At 67.6% G+C, this 15,352-nt stretch carries 13 protein-coding genes; 6 read left to right on the top strand and 7 right to left on the bottom strand.

Going from position 1 to position 15,352, the window contains the following annotated elements:
* Positions 1-127: 127 nt before the first annotated feature.
* Positions 128-1,372, top strand: a complete 1,245-nt coding sequence (locus H4O13_09575) for a threonine/serine exporter family protein (GenBank protein ID MBE5315639.1) — start codon at positions 128-130, stop codon at positions 1,370-1,372.
* Positions 1,373-1,655: 283 nt separating this feature from the next.
* Here the strand turns inward: H4O13_09575 and H4O13_09570 are convergent, their stop codons facing one another.
* On the bottom strand, positions 1,656-1,973 hold the full coding sequence (locus tag H4O13_09570) for an H-NS histone family protein (protein MBE5315638.1): 318 nt from the start codon (positions 1,971-1,973) through the stop codon (positions 1,656-1,658).
* 468 nt (positions 1,974-2,441) lie between these two features.
* Here H4O13_09570 and H4O13_09565 point away from each other — a divergent pair, with 468 nt between their 5' ends.
* Genes H4O13_09565 through H4O13_09550 form a run of 4 tightly spaced genes read left to right on the top strand, consistent with a single transcriptional unit; the run spans position 2,442 to position 6,371 of the window.
* A complete protein-coding gene (locus tag H4O13_09565; GenBank protein MBE5315637.1) occupies positions 2,442-3,218 on the top strand; it encodes an SDR family oxidoreductase in 777 nt (258 codons plus the stop codon).
* Positions 3,218-4,282, top strand: coding sequence for a phosphotransferase (locus H4O13_09560; GenBank protein MBE5315636.1), 1,065 nt, complete (start codon positions 3,218-3,220; stop codon positions 4,280-4,282). The genes H4O13_09565 and H4O13_09560 overlap by 1 nt, the downstream gene beginning before the upstream one ends.
* Positions 4,282-5,499 (top strand): acyl-CoA dehydrogenase family protein, encoded by a 1,218-nt coding sequence (locus H4O13_09555; GenBank protein MBE5315635.1) that lies wholly within the window; start codon positions 4,282-4,284, stop codon positions 5,497-5,499. The genes H4O13_09560 and H4O13_09555 overlap by 1 nt, the downstream gene beginning before the upstream one ends.
* A gap of 23 nt (positions 5,500-5,522) precedes the next feature.
* Positions 5,523-6,371 carry an IclR family transcriptional regulator gene (locus tag H4O13_09550; protein ID MBE5315634.1) on the top strand — a complete coding sequence of 283 codons (849 nt, stop codon included), beginning with the start codon at positions 5,523-5,525 and terminating at the stop codon, positions 6,369-6,371.
* A 156-nt stretch (positions 6,372-6,527) separates the two neighbouring features.
* Here the strand turns inward: H4O13_09550 and H4O13_09545 are convergent, their stop codons facing one another.
* Genes H4O13_09545 through yidD form a run of 3 tightly spaced genes read right to left on the bottom strand, consistent with a single transcriptional unit; the run spans position 6,528 to position 8,167 of the window.
* A complete protein-coding gene (locus tag H4O13_09545) occupies positions 6,528-7,010 on the bottom strand; it encodes a YajQ family cyclic di-GMP-binding protein (GenBank protein ID MBE5315633.1) in 483 nt (160 codons plus the stop codon).
* A 33-nt stretch (positions 7,011-7,043) separates the two neighbouring features.
* Positions 7,044-7,838, bottom strand: coding sequence for a M23 family metallopeptidase (locus tag H4O13_09540; GenBank protein MBE5315632.1), 795 nt, complete (start codon positions 7,836-7,838; stop codon positions 7,044-7,046).
* Positions 7,823-8,167, bottom strand: a complete 345-nt coding sequence (gene yidD, locus H4O13_09535) for a membrane protein insertion efficiency factor YidD (protein ID MBE5315631.1) — start codon at positions 8,165-8,167, stop codon at positions 7,823-7,825. Before yidD ends, H4O13_09540 begins: the two co-directional genes overlap by 16 nt.
* Positions 8,168-8,387: 220 nt before the next feature.
* Between yidD and dksA the strand changes: the two genes are divergently transcribed.
* Entirely contained in the window at positions 8,388-9,500 is a 1,113-nt protein-coding gene (gene dksA, locus H4O13_09530) for an RNA polymerase-binding protein DksA (protein MBE5315630.1), read from the top strand.
* Positions 9,501-9,608: 108 nt separating this feature from the next.
* Here the strand turns inward: dksA and H4O13_09525 are convergent, their stop codons facing one another.
* From H4O13_09525 to H4O13_09515, 3 genes are all read right to left on the bottom strand, one after another.
* The gene (locus tag H4O13_09525) at positions 9,609-11,246 is read right to left on the bottom strand and encodes a hypothetical protein (GenBank protein ID MBE5315629.1); all 1,638 of its coding nucleotides are present in this window, start codon (positions 11,244-11,246) and stop codon (positions 9,609-9,611) included.
* Between the two features lie 99 nt (positions 11,247-11,345).
* Complete coding sequence (locus H4O13_09520) at positions 11,346-13,268, bottom strand: hypothetical protein (protein ID MBE5315628.1); 1,923 nt, start codon at positions 13,266-13,268, stop codon at positions 11,346-11,348.
* A 55-nt stretch (positions 13,269-13,323) separates the two neighbouring features.
* A complete protein-coding gene (locus tag H4O13_09515) occupies positions 13,324-14,982 on the bottom strand; it encodes a hypothetical protein (protein MBE5315627.1) in 1,659 nt (552 codons plus the stop codon).
* Positions 14,983-15,352 lie beyond the last annotated feature (370 nt).

Here is a 15,352-nt window from a genome sequence, read left to right as displayed (position 1 = left end):
GCGGATTCCGTGCCGGCAGGCGCGACGAGGGGCGCGAAGTATGCCGAGGCGAGCGCGCTGCCGCGAGTCCAGCCATGTCGGCCGCGCGCTGTCGGTATCCTTGGCGACCCCGCGATGCCTGACGCCCATGAGCCCACAGCCCAGCTACGCCGATCGCATCGAGTTTCTGCTGCAGCTCGCGGCCAGTCTGCACACCTACGGCACCACGGCGCAGCGACTGGAGCTGGCGATCTCGAAGGTGGCCGTGCGCTTGCGCCTGCACTGCCAGCCGATGGCCAACCCGACTGGGTTGATCCTCTCTGTGGTGGATGCCGACGCCGTGGTCGCCGAGGGTGCGCCCGCTGCCGAAACCACGCGGGTCGTGCGCCTGGAGCCGGGCGACGTGGACCTCGCCCGGCTGTGTGCGGCCGATGAGATCGCCGAGAAGGTGTTGGCGGGCGAGATGAGCTTGAACGAGGGCTCGCGCGCGCTGCGCGAACTCAAGGCCCCCTCCGGCCCTGCGGCACAGGCCCTGACGGCCTTCAGCTTCGGCCTCGCGTCCGCCAGCGTGGCGGGCCTGCTGGGCACCGCCTGGGCCGATATCGCGACCGCCGCCGGCATCGGCTGGATGATCGGACTGCTCTATGTGCTGGGCGCGGGGCGGCCCAGGCTGTCGGAGGGTCTGGATGCGATTGCCGCCCTTTTGGCGACCCTGCTGGCGACCGCAGTGGCTTTCTGGCTGGTGCCGATCAATCTCAAGACGGTAGTCGTGGCCAGCCTGATCGTTCTGCTGCCCGGCCTTACGCTGGCGAATGCAGTGTCCGAGCTGTCGAGCCAGCATCTGATGGCCGGTACGGCGCGCTTTGCCGGGGCGGTGTCCACCCTGCTCAAGCTGACCTTCGGTACTGTGGCCGCGACCCAGTTCGCGCGCCTGCTGGGCTGGGTGCCGGCTGAGCCGCCCGCGCCAATGCCGCCGGAATGGTTGGAATGGGCGTCGCTACTGGTGGCGGCGTATTCCTTCGCGGTGCTGTTCCGTGCGGACCGGCGCGATTATCCCGTGGTGATGGCCTCGGCCATTCTGGGCTATCTGTGCAGCCGCTACGGCGGCGCGGCGCTTGGAAACGAAGCCGGTGTGTTCATGGCCGGCATGGCAGTAAGTGCCGCCAGCAATCTGTATGCGCGGACCTTCAGTCGCCCGGGCGCGGTGGTGCGGGTCCCGGGCATGATTCTTCTGGTGCCGGGCAGCGTGGGCTTCAGAAGTTTGTCATTCGTATTCGAGCGTGATGTGTTTCTCGGTTTGGACACCGGATTCACGGTGATCACCGTGCTGATCTCGCTGGTCGCCGGTCTGCTGTTCGGCAATCTGCTCATTCCACCGCGGCGCAGCCTCTGAGTCGGTGTCGGGCGGCTCCTCCAGAACCGATTTCGCGAGGCTTGGTCTGCACGAAATCCGCCGGGTGTCGCTCGGAGGTCGCGAATCCGGCGGTGGTCCGGATGCGCTGAGGCGCTGTGCGGCTTTGACTTGGCTGCGCCCGGTCGGGCGGGAGCAGGCGCGAGCGCGCTGGATCCGCGGACGCGCGCTTCACGACGCGCGGAAAGCATCGATAAGCAACCGCTTCCCCAAAACAGAACGCCGGCCATTAGGCCGGCGTTCGGTGTTGCCGAGGGCTGAGGAATCAGCCGACGCGCAGCGACTCTTCGGAAGCGCCGGAGGCCAGCGCGTCCTTGAACCAGTTCGGGCGCTTGCCGCGGCCCGTCCAGGTCTGCGAGGGGTCCGCCGGGTTCGCGTACTTCGCGCCAACGCTGCCCTTGCCGCCTTTGCGGCCGAGTCCGAACAGCTCTTCAATCGAGTAGCCCTCGTCCTTGGCGATCTGGGCGAGCTTTTTGCGGACATCGTTGATGCGCTGCTTGTGCAGGTTGCGCTTGGTTTCTGCGGCTTTGGCAATCAGCTCGTCCAGCTGTTGCGAGGAAAGGCCGGTCAGGTCGATGGACATGGATCGTCTCCTTGGTGGAACTCTGGATTCTTATGGAATGACGCGCTCCGAGTGTTCTCACTTGGCGTGGAACACACGGCGTTATAGCGGAATGCGAGTGTTCCGGCAATTGCGGGGCTATTCGAATCGGTGCGCGTCTGCCGGCAACGGACCCCGGGCGGGAGCGAATCCGGGGGCAGTAGCGAGCGCAGAAGCGGTGGTTTCACTCGCTGTTTGCGGAACTGAGCAAGGCCGAAAACGAGCAGCGTGGATCTCGCCAATCAGGCCGTGGCCAGGCGTGCTTTGGCCGGATCACGCCCACGCGCGCTCGAATCCGCGGCGGCGTCGTTCATGGCCGATAGGCGCCGCACCCTGCGAGCGCCGGCGCCGACCGCAGCGCAGCTGCGGCGCAGGTATGCTTCGTCTTTCTGTGCAGAACTTTGTTCCGCGCATCGGCACACGATGATTCGACACACGGAGCGCAACACCATGGGCGTACGCCAACTCTTTGAACTCGGCGGCCGGGTGGCCGTCATCACCGGCGGCTCGCGCGGGCTGGGCCTGCAGATCGCCGAAGGCCTGGCCGAAATGGGCGCGAAGCTGGTGATCACCGCGCGCAAGGCCGACGAGCTGGCGCAGGCACAGGCGCATCTTGAAGGGCAGGGCGCCGCGGTGCTGGCCGTGCCCTTGGACATCGCCAAGCCCGGTGCCGCCGCTGCCCTGGTCGATGCCGCGCTGGCGCACTTCGGGCGTATCGACATCCTGGTCAACAACGCTGGCGCCACCTGGGGCGCTCGCGCCGAGGAGCACCCGCCCGAGGCCTGGGCCAAGGTCATCGATCTGAACTTGAACGCGCTGTTCGCGCTGACCCAGGAGGTCGCGCGCCGCTGCCTGCTGCCGCAGGGCAAGGGGCGGATCATCAATGTCTCCTCGGTCGCAGGTCTGGGCGCTTCGCCGCCGGAAGTGCTCTGCGCCGCGGCCTACCACGCCAGCAAGGGCGCGGTGGTCAATCTCACGCGCGCCTTGGCCGCCGAGTGGGGCGGTCGCGGCATCACCGTCAACGGCATCTGCCCGGGCTTCTTCAGCAGCAAGATGGCCGACAAGATCATCGAGCGCTCGCACGAGCTGCTGACCCGGCTGACGCCACGCGGCCAGATGGGCGGCGAAGAAGACTTGAAGGGCCTGGCGGTGCTGCTGGCCTCGGATGCGTCGGCGCACATCAACGGCCAGAACATCGCCGTCGACGGCGGCATGAGCGTGCTCTGATGGTCCTGCCTGCGGGTGTGACCGCGGTGCGCGAGGCGCATCGCATCGACGAGGCCGCGCTGGCCCTCTGGCTTCAGCGGAGCCTGGGTCTCGGCGGCGAACTCAAGCTCTGGCAGTTCGAGGGCGGGCAGAGCAATCCGACCTACTACCTCGAAGTCGGCGCAGAGCGCCTGGTGCTGCGGCGCAAGCCGCCGGGCAAGCTGCTGCCGTCGGCGCATGCCGTTGATCGCGAGTACCGGGTGATCCGCGCGCTGCGCGGCACTGCCGTGCCGGTGGCGGAAGCGCTTGCCCTGTGCGAAGACGACACCATCATCGGCACCGCCTTCTACGTCATGCGCCACGTGCCCGGACGCGTGTTCTGGGACCCGAAGCTGCCCGATCTCGAACCCGCGCAGCGGCGCGAGGCCTTCCTGTCGATGGCGCGCACCATCGCCGACCTGCATGCGATCGAACCCGCCGCCGTCGGCCTGGAAGACTACGGTGCGCCGGGCAACTACCTGGAGCGCCAGACCAGCCGCTGGACCCGCCAGTACCAGGCCTCCGAGGCGCCGCCGATCGCCGCGATGGAGCGCCTGATCGAATGGCTGCCGGCGCATCTGCCGCCGCCGAACGCGGTGCGCATCGTCCACGGTGATCTGCGGCTCGACAATTTCATCTTCGCGCCCGAGGCCATCGAGATCCGCGCCCTGCTGGACTGGGAGCTGTCCACGCTGGGCGACCCGCTGGTCGACTTCGCCTACAGCACCCTGACCTGGCGCATGCCCGCCGCGGGCTTTCGCGGGCTGGCCGGTGTCGATATCGCCGCGCTCGGCATTCCCGGCGAGGCCGAGTACATCGCCGAGTACTGCCGGATCGCCGGTGTCGAGGTCGGCAGCAATGGCCTGCCCGCACACTGGAACACCTACCTCGTGTTCAACCTGTTCCGGCTCGCCGCGATTCTGCAGGGCGTGCTCGCCCGCGCACTGGCCGGCAATGCGGCGTCGAGCAAGGGCGCGGAAATGGGTCGACAGGCCGTGCCGCTGGCCGAGCTGGCCTGGGCCATCGCACAGAAGGAAGCGCCCTGATGGACTTCAACTACTCGCAGCGGACGCGTGAGCTGATGGCCCGCGTCGACGCCTTCCTGCAGGCCGAGGTGTATCCCGGCGAGGCCGCCTTCTTCGACGAGGTCGAGGCGAATCGCCGCGCCGGCAACGCCTGGGTGCCGACCCGCGTGGTCGAGACGCTCAAGGCCAAGGCCAGGGCCGCTGGGCTGTGGAATCTGTTCCTGCCCGAGTCTTCGCGGGGCGCGGGCCTCACCAATGCCGAGTACGCGCCGCTGTGCGAGCTGATGGGGCGCTCGCCGATCGCGCCCGAGGTGTTCAACTGCAGCGCGCCCGACACCGGCAACATGGAGGTGCTGGAGCGCTACGGCACGCCCGCGCAGCAGGCGCAGTGGCTTGAACCATTGCTGGCCGGCGAGATCCGCAGCTGCTTTGCGATGACCGAGCCCGAGGTGGCCTCCTCAGACGCCACCCAGATTCGCACGCGCATCGAGCGCGAGGGCGATCAATACGTGATCAACGGCCGCAAGTGGTGGAGCTCGGGCGCCAATGACCCGCGCTGCCGGATCCTGATCGTGATGGGGCAGAGCCAGCCCGATCACCCGAGCCCGCACCAGCGGCAGTCGATGATCCTGGTGCCGATGGACACGCCCGGCGTGCAGCTGCTGCGCCACTTGCCGGTGTTCGGCTATGACGATGCACCGCATGGTCACGGCGAGATCGTGTTCGAGAACGTTCGGGTGCCGGCACAGAACATCCTGCTTGGCGAGGGCAGGGGCTTCGAAATCGCCCAGGGGCGGCTGGGTCCGGGCCGCATCCACCACTGCATGCGATTGATCGGCCTGGCCGAACGCGCGCTCGAGCTGATGTGCAAGCGCGCGCTCTCGCGGCATGCCTTCGGCCGCGCCGTCGCCGAGCAGGGTGTGACCCGCGAGAGGATCGCCGAGGCGCGCATCCTGATCGATCAGACGCGCTTGCTGACGCTGAACGCCGCTTGGCAGATGGATACGGTGGGCAACAAGGTCGCCGCCAAGGAGATCGCGATGATCAAGGTCGCCGCGCCGACGATGGCCTGCCAGGTGATCGATTGGGCGATCCAGGTCCACGGCGGCGGCGGCGTGAGTAGTGACTTTCCGCTCGCGTACGCCTACGCGATGGCGCGTACCCTGCGATTGGCTGATGGACCCGATGAGGTCCATCGCAACCACATCGCCAAGCTCGAGCTCAAACGCTGGAGCTGAACCACGCAGGGAATCACAGGGCAATGACCGACAGGAACGACCCCGCAGCCAACACCAGCACCGCCGCCGACGACACCTTGGCCACCGAGGCCGGCATCCGCGCCGAAGAGGCGCGCGACCGGCGCTTTGTCACGGCGCTGGCGCGTGGCTTGGCGATTCTGCGCAGTTTCAAGCGCAGCGAGCGCTGGCTGGCCAACAGCGAGATCGCCAGTCGCACGGGCCTGCCGCGTCCAACCGTATCGCGCCTGACCTACACGCTTACGCGGTTGGGCTACCTGGAGCATTCGCAGAAGCTGGAGAAGTACGCGCTGGGCGCCAGCGTGCTGGCGCTGGGCCACGCGTTCCTCGCTGGTGAGGATGTCCGCGCCGTGGCAAAGCCGCTGATGCAGGCGCTTGCCGACGAAGTGCAGGCCAGCGTGATCCTGGGTGCGCTCGACCAGACCCAGATGGTGGTGCTCGAGGTCTGCCACGGCAGCAACGCCTTCCACATCCGTCGCGAGATCGGCGAGCGCCTGCCGCATGGCACCACCGCTCTGGGCCGCGCCTACCTGGCCGGGCTCGACCGGACGCGCTACGACGCCACCATGGCGACCCTGCTGCAGCGTGTACCCAAGGCCAAGCGTGCAGAGGTGTCCGCTGGCGTGGAGCAGGCGCGCCACGACTACGCGGCGCATGGCTTCGTGTTCTCGCTCGGCGACTGGATGCCCGAGCTTTATGCCGTCGGCGTGCCGCTGCCGATCCAGGGGGGCGAGCGCCTGCTGGCACTGTCCGTCAACGGCCCGGTCTACAGCATGACCCGCGAGCGTCTGGTCGGCGAAGTGGGGCCAGCGCTGCGGCGCGCTCGCGACGCCATTTTGCAGCGGGTGGGCTAGCGCAAGCCCGAACAGTTCAGCGCAAGCGAGTCCGGTGACGCCGGATTCGCGACTACGGATCATGCTCGGGATCCACTTGATCCGCGCTGCCTTGGCCATCGTCCATGGGGCGATCACGAAGGCGCTGCCGCACCGTGCGCACGACTCGCGTTGGCCTCAATCGCGGAAATTGTCGAACTGCAGCGGCAGTTCGAAGTCGCTCTTGCGCAGCAGCGCGATCGCCGCCTGCAGGTCGTCGCGCTTCTTGCCGTTGACGCGCAGCTTGTCGCCCTGGATCTGGCTGTCGACCTTGATGCCGCTGGCCTTGATGGCGGCGACGATCTTCTTGGCCGTGGCCTGCTCGATGCCCTGCTTGATCTTCACCGTCTGCCGAGCGCCGGCGACATTGGTCTCGACCTCGCCGGGCTCCAGACAGCGGATATCGATGCTGCGCGCGGTCAGACGCTGACGCAGGATGTCCATCAGCTGCTGCAGCTGGAATTCGCTGTCACCGCGCAGCTTGACAGTCGTGTCCTCCAGCTCGAAGGCGGCGGATGTGCCGCGGAAGTCGAAACGCTTGCCCAGCTCGCGGCTGGCCTGGTCGACGGCATTGGTGAGTTCGTGGCTGTCCACTTCGGACACGATGTCGAAGGAAGGCATGGAGGCTCTCGGCAAGGGTGGGAAAGTTGTGGGTCAGGGCAGCAGCAGGGCCGGATCGAGTCGGGTCTCGAACCAGTTGAGGCCCCAGTGCAGGTGCGGGCCCGAGGCGCGACCGGTGGCGCCGACGGCGCCGAGGGTCTCGCCGCGTTCGATGCGCTGGCCTTCGCGGACATCGATGCGCGACAGATGTAGGAAGCTCGAAGACAGGCCATGGCCGTGGTCGAGCAGCACCGTGCCGCCGGTCAGAAACAGATCCGGCCCGACGAAGCTGACGATGCCGGACGCTGGCGCGTGGATCGGTGTACCGGTGGGCACGGCGATGTCGAGGCCCATATGCGGCGCGCGCGGCTCGCCGTTCAGGATGCGCTGGCTGCCGTAGACGCCGCTGATCCTGCCGCCCTCGATGGGGCGCACGAAACCTGCCGCGAAATCGATGCGCGCGTCATCGCGCTCGCGCGCCTTGGCCACGGCCGCCTGCTCGCGGGCGATGCGCTCGGCGATGGCTGGATCCGGCGTCACCGTCTGCTGCGGCAGCCCGTTGACGCGCTCGATGCGGAAGTCGCGCGGCACGATGCGGATGCTCTGCGCATGGCGCGCGCCGGACCGCGCGATGCGCACAAACTGCAGCTCGCCGGTCGCCTCTCGGCCGACGCCGAACACCAGCCAGCCTTCGGGCGAGACCTTCAGCACGCGGCCGTCGAGCTCCGCCCGTTCGCCGGGCGCGAGCTGCACGATGGCCGTGCCGCCCTGTGGCAGTCGCTCGGGGATCGGTCCCGCGCGCAGCAGCGGCGCGCACAGCAGAAGGAGCAGGCTCAGCAGGAAGCGCATCGGCGGTAGTCGTTCGAGTCGGGTGGCGAAGGGGATGCAGCGCCGTGTTCGCGTTCGGGCTCCTGCGATTCGGGCTCGCCGCAGCGACAGCGGCGATGCTCGCCGCGCCCGGGCCACGTCTCCGGAACGGGATCGTGGCCACCGTCGCACAAGGGCTGGCAGCGCGCCAGCCGACGCGCGGTCAGCCAGCTTCCGCGCACGGCGCCGAAGCGCTCGATCGCCTGCATCGAGTACTCCGAGCAGCTGGGATGGAAACGGCAATGCTGGCCGAGCAGGGGGCTGATGAATCGCTTGTAGCCCCGCAGGAGTAGGATCAGGGGTTGACGCACGGGCGGGTCAGTCGGAGGAAGGGGGAAGTACGACGACAGCGCGGGCGGGGATGCACGTCGAAGAGGCTGTGCGAGGGCACAGCGGAAGCGCCTTGTAGGGGCCTCGGGCGGCCTCGGTTTTGCTTGCCGCAGCGCGGGCGACAGGCTATAACACGCGCCCGCTGAGCCTCAAGCAACTCACACAAAGGGAAGGGCTATCGTGGCAGCGAAGTCGAAAGCGGTGAAAGCACCGGCCAAGGCGGCCGCAGCGTCGAAATCGAAGTCGGCTCCGGCCAAGGCAGCCAAGCCTGCGGCCAAGCCCGTAGCGAAGAGCGCCAAGGCAGTCGCAAAGCCGGCGGCAAAGCCTGCTGTCAAAGCCGCGAAACCCGCCGCCAAGCCAGCGGCGAAGGCTCCCGCGAAGCCAGCTGCCAAACCCGTTCCGAAGCCCACTGCCAAGCCAGCGCCGAAGGCGGCGGCCAAGGCCCCCGCCAAACCTGCGGCGAAGCCCGTCGCCAAACCGGTCGCCAAGGCGCCCGCCAAGTCGGTAGCGAAAACACCTGCGAAGGCGCCTGCCACCGCTCAACCGGCGGCCATCGCCAAGAAGGCGGTGACTGCGGTCAAATCGATCACCCAGGCGATTGTTGGCATGGTCAAGCCCAACACTCCCGCCAAACCGGACGCAGCGCCTTCCAAGAGCGCGACGGCCGACAAGAAACCGGAACCTGCGGCCGTTAAAGTGTCCGCCGCAGCCACCCCGGCCACTGCAGCCAAGACTCGCGCTGCGGGCACGGACGCCTCCAACGCAACAGGGAACACGATGAAGCCAAGCGTCACCAAGTCCAAGTCCAGCGGCGCCGGCAGCGGCGAAGGTACGCGCGCACGCGCGGTGGCCCCCAGCCGTCCCGTCGCCCAGCCCGAGCCGCTGGTGGCTCACCAGATCGTCCGCGTCGAGCTGCCCGACGGCTACAAGCCGAAGGCCGGCGAGGAGTACATGTGCCCCGAGCACCTCGAGTACTTCCGCCAGAAGCTCCTCAACTGGCGCACGGAGCTGGTCGAAGAGTCGAAGCAGACCATCGACAACCTGCGCGAAGAAGTGCGCGACGTCGGCGACGAAGCCGAGCGTGCCACCCGCGAGACCGAGAACTCGCTCGAACTGCGCACGCGTGATCGCTACCGCAAGCTCATCAGCAAGATCGAGAAAGCGCTCAAGCGCATCGACGACGGCTCCTACGGCTACTGCGAGGAGACCGGCGAAGAGATCGGCATCGACCGCCTCGAAGCGCGCCCGATTGCCACCCTGTGCCTCGACGCCCAGGAACGCTGGGAACATCGCCAGAAGCTGATGGGCGACTAGTCCGCGGCTTGCGGCGAGTGCTCCACAACGCGAAAGGCCCCTCTCAGCGGGGCCTTTCGCGTTTTCTGCTGTCCGGTTCTGGTGCAGGCCGAACGCGGACGAGGCGTTTCAATTCCCAGGGCGCCAGATCTGCGATCCGCGGCGGCCACGCCAATTCGCGTCAACGAGACGGCCGTCGCCGCCGATCAAGCCCGTGCCCGCGCTGAGCGAATCACGCTCGATGAACCAGACCGGGTTCGCGTTGTCCGGTCCCCAGGTCCCGATGCTGCCGCTGCTTTCCGTCTGCAGCACGTTGCCGGCGAAGTGGCTGTGTCGATCCACCCCGACGGCGCGATCGAAATTGCGCGCGCCGACGCGTTTGCCAACGAACGTGTTGCGGCGCACCTGGCAGACCAGGGTGATCGGCCCGACGCTTGCGGCAGTGCCATTGCCGGCGCCGTTCGTGACCAGCGCGCCGACGTTGCTGCCGCCGCGCACGAAGTTGTACTCGATCGCCCCCACGCTGGGTCGCGACACCGCATAGGCCGCGTTGTACGCCTGCAGGATGCTCTCGACCTCCACCGCCTGTGGCGGTAGATCGGCGCGGCAGAACGAGATCTCGTAGAAGCGGCAGTAGCCCTTCGGAAACCACACCGAGTGGCGGACCGCGATGCCCGGATCGTCGATCACGAAGGTCTCGCGTTCGCACAGATGCGTGTCGACGTTGTAGAAGTCGTAGCCGTGCAGGCCGCTGCAGTTGCGGTAAGTGTTCTCGGCGAGCAGCAGGTGCTGCCGACCCGCGGCCCGCCCGCCGTTCACCGCGCCGATGCAGCATTGATTGTTGTTCTGGGCCGTGTTCGAGTTGAAGCAGCGCTCGAAGTGGCAGCGCCAGACGCTCCAGCGGTGGTTGAACTCCCAGTCGTTGATCACGCCGAAGTTGCCGGTGCCGATCCCCTCGAAGCGCAGCCCGCCGATGAACACGTCGGACGAGCGCATCTGGAGGCCTCGATTGAACACCGGGGTTTCGCCCGGGTAGGCGATCAGCGAAGTCGCCATATGGCTGGCGTTGACCAGCAGGTCGTCACTCAGCGGATAGCTGCCGCCTCGACACACCAGCACCTTGCCGCGACTCGGCGAGACGACGCCGTTGCCCAGCATCGCCTGGTTCCAGGCCATCGCATTCTGCGGGCTGCTGCCGTCGCCGTTGCCGAGCGCTGTCGGCGCGGTGAACAGATGGCCATCGAGCGCGACCTGCAGGCGGAACTCGAACAGCACCGGCGTGTTGTTCTGGTCGCTGCAGCGCACGCGGATCAGGTAGCTGCCGGCCACTGGCGACTCCCAGATCAGCGTCGCGTAATCCGGCGTTGGAATGTAGTCACCGAACGCATCGCGCTGCAGGAATTCACCGATGCGCATGCCCGGCGGGCCAGACAGCAACTCGTAGAAGCGCGGATTGCTGCCGCCCATCGCGCGCACCGGACATTCCCAGCGCAGGCCGGGATAGGCGCGGCGATGGTGCGAGGCGGCCGCGGTCACCGCATCGCTCTGCGGGTAGATCTTCTGCAGCGGCAACAGGCTGTCGGTTTCGAAGTAGCCGGGCGGAAACAGATAGGCCGTGTTGGTGCTGGGCGTCACCGTTTCGAAGCCGTCGGCGAAAACTGGGTTCGATCCGCCCAGCGCTGCCGCAGGCGGGGCGGCGGCAGCTGGCCGCAGGGCAAGTCCGGCGCTGGCGGCCGTGCTGATCAGCAGGAACTGGCGACGCTTCATCGTGAGAGGTTCTCGTGGCTTGGATGTTCTGCGGCGCGATGACTTCCTCCGCGGCCCGAACGGATCTGGGCGCGGGTTGGCGTGGAGCCCGGCAGGCGCCTATTCGAAGCCGTTTGCGAACACGTTCAGGCTGGTGCTTACCGGCAGCGGATAGCGATGCCCCAGGCTGGCGAGGCGCGAATCGCCTGCGGGGAGACGCAGCAGCGCACCGCTGCCGACCAGATCGCTGCTGGCGCTGAGCACGCTGCCGGAGGCCAGCGTGTCCAACCCGTAGGTGTTGCGCCAGGTGGCCCAGCTCATGTTCATCACTGAGCCGCCGCATTCGGTGTCGCGCATGGCGTTGGTGCTGCCGGTCTCAAGACGGTTGGCGCGCGCCTGCAGTTGGGTCGCGAAGGCGGCGGGCACGGTGTTGAGGCACGAGGCCCAGGCATACGGAGCGGGCGTCGAGCGGATCAGGTTGTGGCTGATTCGGGTGTCGGCGCTGCCCACATTGAAGGCGCCCCAGCGCAGCACGATGGCGCCGGTCGCGATCGTGTTGTGGTGGATGTCGTGCGCGCGCATCGTGCAGCCCTCGGTCAGGCATTGGCCGCCGAGCAGCACGCCGGTGTTGATGAGCAGGTTGTGGTGGATGTGGACCTGCTCGGAGCCGTACTGCGCCGAGATCTGGATGCCGTTGCTGTTGGCGAAGCCGGGCGCGTACTCGATGAAGTTCTCGCGGTACACATTGCGCTGCGAGTTGTCTTTGTCGTGCACGCCCACGGTCGAGGCGCCCAAGCGCACCTGGTTGTTCTCGAACAGCGAATCGCCGGCGTCAAACCAGGTGGTGGCATAGCCGGCCGGGTAGTTGTTGAACTCGGAGTCCTGCACCAGAAAGCGATGGCGCTGCTGCAGATCACCCCAGCCGTGGATGTAGGCCGGGTTCTCGCCGCCGTTGGCCACCACGCCCTCCAGAAAGCGCACCTGGCGCACCACCAGGCCGGGCAGCGAGGGATCGCTGACGATGCCGTACTGGCGCACGCCGGTGATATCGACCCCCTCAAGGCGCGCAGCGGGCGCCTGACTGAAGCGCACGGTGATGTTGCCGGATTGATTGATGGCCAGCACCGGCACTTCATCGGGGTAGGCCACGATCTGGCGGGTGCGGCCGTCGTTCAGATCGAAGCGACCGGCATAGGTGCCGGCCCGCAGCATCAGCGCCTGCGCCGACGTGCCTTGAGCCAGCGCATAGGGAATCGTCTGGAACGGTTGATCGATGCCGCCGCGCCCGGGCGCATCGACGCCGTTCGGCGCCACAAACAGGAAGCGATCGGTGGCTGCCGTTACCGTGAACGTCCGCTGCGCGACCTTCTGCACTGCGCCGCTGTCGCGGACCTCAAGATCGAATTCGTAGGTGCCCGCCGTTGCAGGCACGAAGCGCAGGGTGCCGCGGCGGAAGTCGAGGCTGACGCCGCTGCTCGCTGCGCTCTGACCGTTGATGCGCACGGCCAGCAGACGGAATTCGTAGGGGAACTGCCCGCCGACCACGCCGGGCCGGCTCTCGTAGGCGAGGCCGGGGTAGGCGATCGGACGCAGGCCGGCACCGTCATGCCACCAGCGCAGTGGATCATCGGGCGTCGTGCTTGGCACGGTGATGCGCGCTGCCGCGGTATGCACGCAGCGAACGAACACCGGCGCCGCCGAGGCGGGCACCTGCGCTGGCGCCTGCGCAGACAGCGCGCAGCTCTGACCATCGGGCTGCTGCAGCACGTCGATGCTGAGCGTGCTCCCAGCGGCTGCCTGGCCCAACGTCAGCGGCCCGTTGAGGCTGGCGCTGACGGTGACGCCGCCCTGGCGCAGCGACACAGAGTTGCCGAGAGCCAGGCCCTCCAGCCGGACATTGACCGGCACCAAGCCGCCGGCGAACGCCATCGGCGACGCATTCAGCACCAGCAGCGCTACCACTGCGCAGCGGATGACCTGAGACGCATACGGCCGGCCGCGGGACGGGCGGTGCTTCGACAGCAGCGTGCAAAGTGGATTCACGGACAGCTCCTGGGGGCAGGGGAAACGCGGGATTCAAAGGGTGCAGGCCAGCCGCTCATTCGAAGCCATCGCCGAACAAGCGATCGGGCGGAACGATTTCGGCGCCGTGGCTGCCCAGGTACCGGGTTCGCCAGGCGCCGGTCAGACGATGCTGGGCGTCGACGATGCCGTCGCTGCTGCTGCCATGGCATTCCATGTTCAGACTCGTCAGCGTGATGTTTTCGCGCAAAGCGGGATCGTAGAAACGTCCCGCGGGCGCATTCGGATCCGACATCAACAGCTTTCCCGACACGGTGCCGCCAAAGGGGGTGACGTCATGCACCACCACATCGTTCTCGAAGCTGATGATCAGCGGCCAGCTGCGCCGCGCGATCACTGGCATCCCGACCAGGGTGTTGCGGTAGATCCAGATCGGCCCGCGCTCCGGTCCGCTGGGTGCGCTGCCGAAGTTCATTGCCGTAGCGCCGGCCCGTGCCACCAGCGTGTTGAAGCAGATCTCGATGCGACGAGCGGAAAACGCGCCGGCGGAGGCCGACATCGAGACTTCGATCAGCGAGCCGCCCCAGGCCTGCGTCCAGCGATTGCCGCGCACGCTGACGTCTTCCTGTTCCCAGCCCTTGATCCACAGCGCATACCGCGCTGTGCTGACAGCGGGGGCGTCGTAGACGTTGTCGGCCACCACCAGATAGCGTGTCTGGTAAGTGTCGATGGCGCTGAAGCCGTTGTTGGTCTCGTGCAGGCGGCGGAAGGTGCAGAACACCTGCGCGACGTACGAACGCACCGCGCCACCGGCGCCGAGGAACAGGCAGCTGTTGTTGTCATCACCACCGCCCGCCGCCGTGCCGACGGTTGGCGAGTCGAAGCTCAGCCGATACTGGTAGCAGCGGTGATTGACACTCAGCGAAACGAAACAGCGTGGATTGGCCTGGCCGCTTGGCCCACCGATGAAGCTCAGGTGGCCGACATAGGTGTCGCTGCTGTTGTACCAAGCGAAATTTGCGGAAGCGAGCGTGCTGCAGTCGATCGTCGCTGCCTCGCCCGGCCAGCCGATCAGGCTGCCCACGCGGCCGGCGCCGGTGCCGCCGCTGACCGCCATGTTCATGGCTTCGGCGGGCGCCTGATACTGGCCCGCGCGCAGACACAGCGCGCCGCCGTCCTGGACCTGCGCATACGCGTGTGCGAGCGTTCGCCACGGCGCTGCCAGCGTTCCGCTGCCGCTGCTGTCGCTGCCGCGGGTGGCATCGACGAAGCGCGCCCAGGTGCCTGAAACCACGCCGCTCCAGCTGAACTGCACGCTGCCGCCGTCCTGATCGCGCACCCGCACCGTGAAGCTGAAGGGGCCGTTCGCGCTCGGGGTCCAGCGCAGGATGCCGTAGCCCGGATCGCCGTGCGCGCGACCTAGGGTCGCGCCGGCAGGGCCCTCGATCAGCTCGTAGACGAAGGGCCAGCTGCCGCCCTGCACCACGATCGGCAGCTCGTAGGGCAGCCCGACATGCCCGTTGCGGTGAAAGGCGCGCGTCGAAGTCTCCGCATCCGGGCGCGGCAGCACGATGCGCTCTGGTGCGAGCGGCATCTTGGCGGGGATGAACTTGCCAGCGGCGAGCAAGCCATTCCAGCGCTCAGGCGGTGGGCCGAGCATGGCCGCATCGCTGCGACGCCGGCCGAAACTGGCAGCGACTGTTGCAGCGAGTCCGAGAAAACGTCGACGTTGCATCTGGGTCACTCCGTTGCAGGGGATGCTCAGCGAGGCGAGACACGCACGCCCTGAGGTCACGCCAGCGAGACGGATCGCGCAGCGCGACGCTGGGCGGCACAAGCGCAGGACCGTGCCGCTCGGTCTGCTGCACGGGTGCGAACAGCGCCCGTGCAGCGGTACCCCTGTGACTCGGGTCGTCGGGCCGCTTCTGTCGTCGTCCTCACCGCCCCTGCAGCTCTCCCCGGACGGATGGCTTCACGGCCGACGTGGGAGCGGAGTTTGGGCAATGATGAAAATGTGTCAAGAAAAAATGTCAGCGCTACCATCCAGCGGTCCTGCGGGGCGATGTACGGTCCTGATCGCAGTGCAGGGGCCCACGTGGCCTTAG

This window comes from Lysobacterales bacterium (genome assembly GCA_014946745.1).
Lineage (GTDB): Bacteria > Pseudomonadota > Gammaproteobacteria > Xanthomonadales > Xanthomonadaceae > Aquimonas.
The sequence above is the reverse complement of the archived record's forward strand: the minus strand, read 5'-3'. Positions and strand labels throughout refer to the sequence as shown.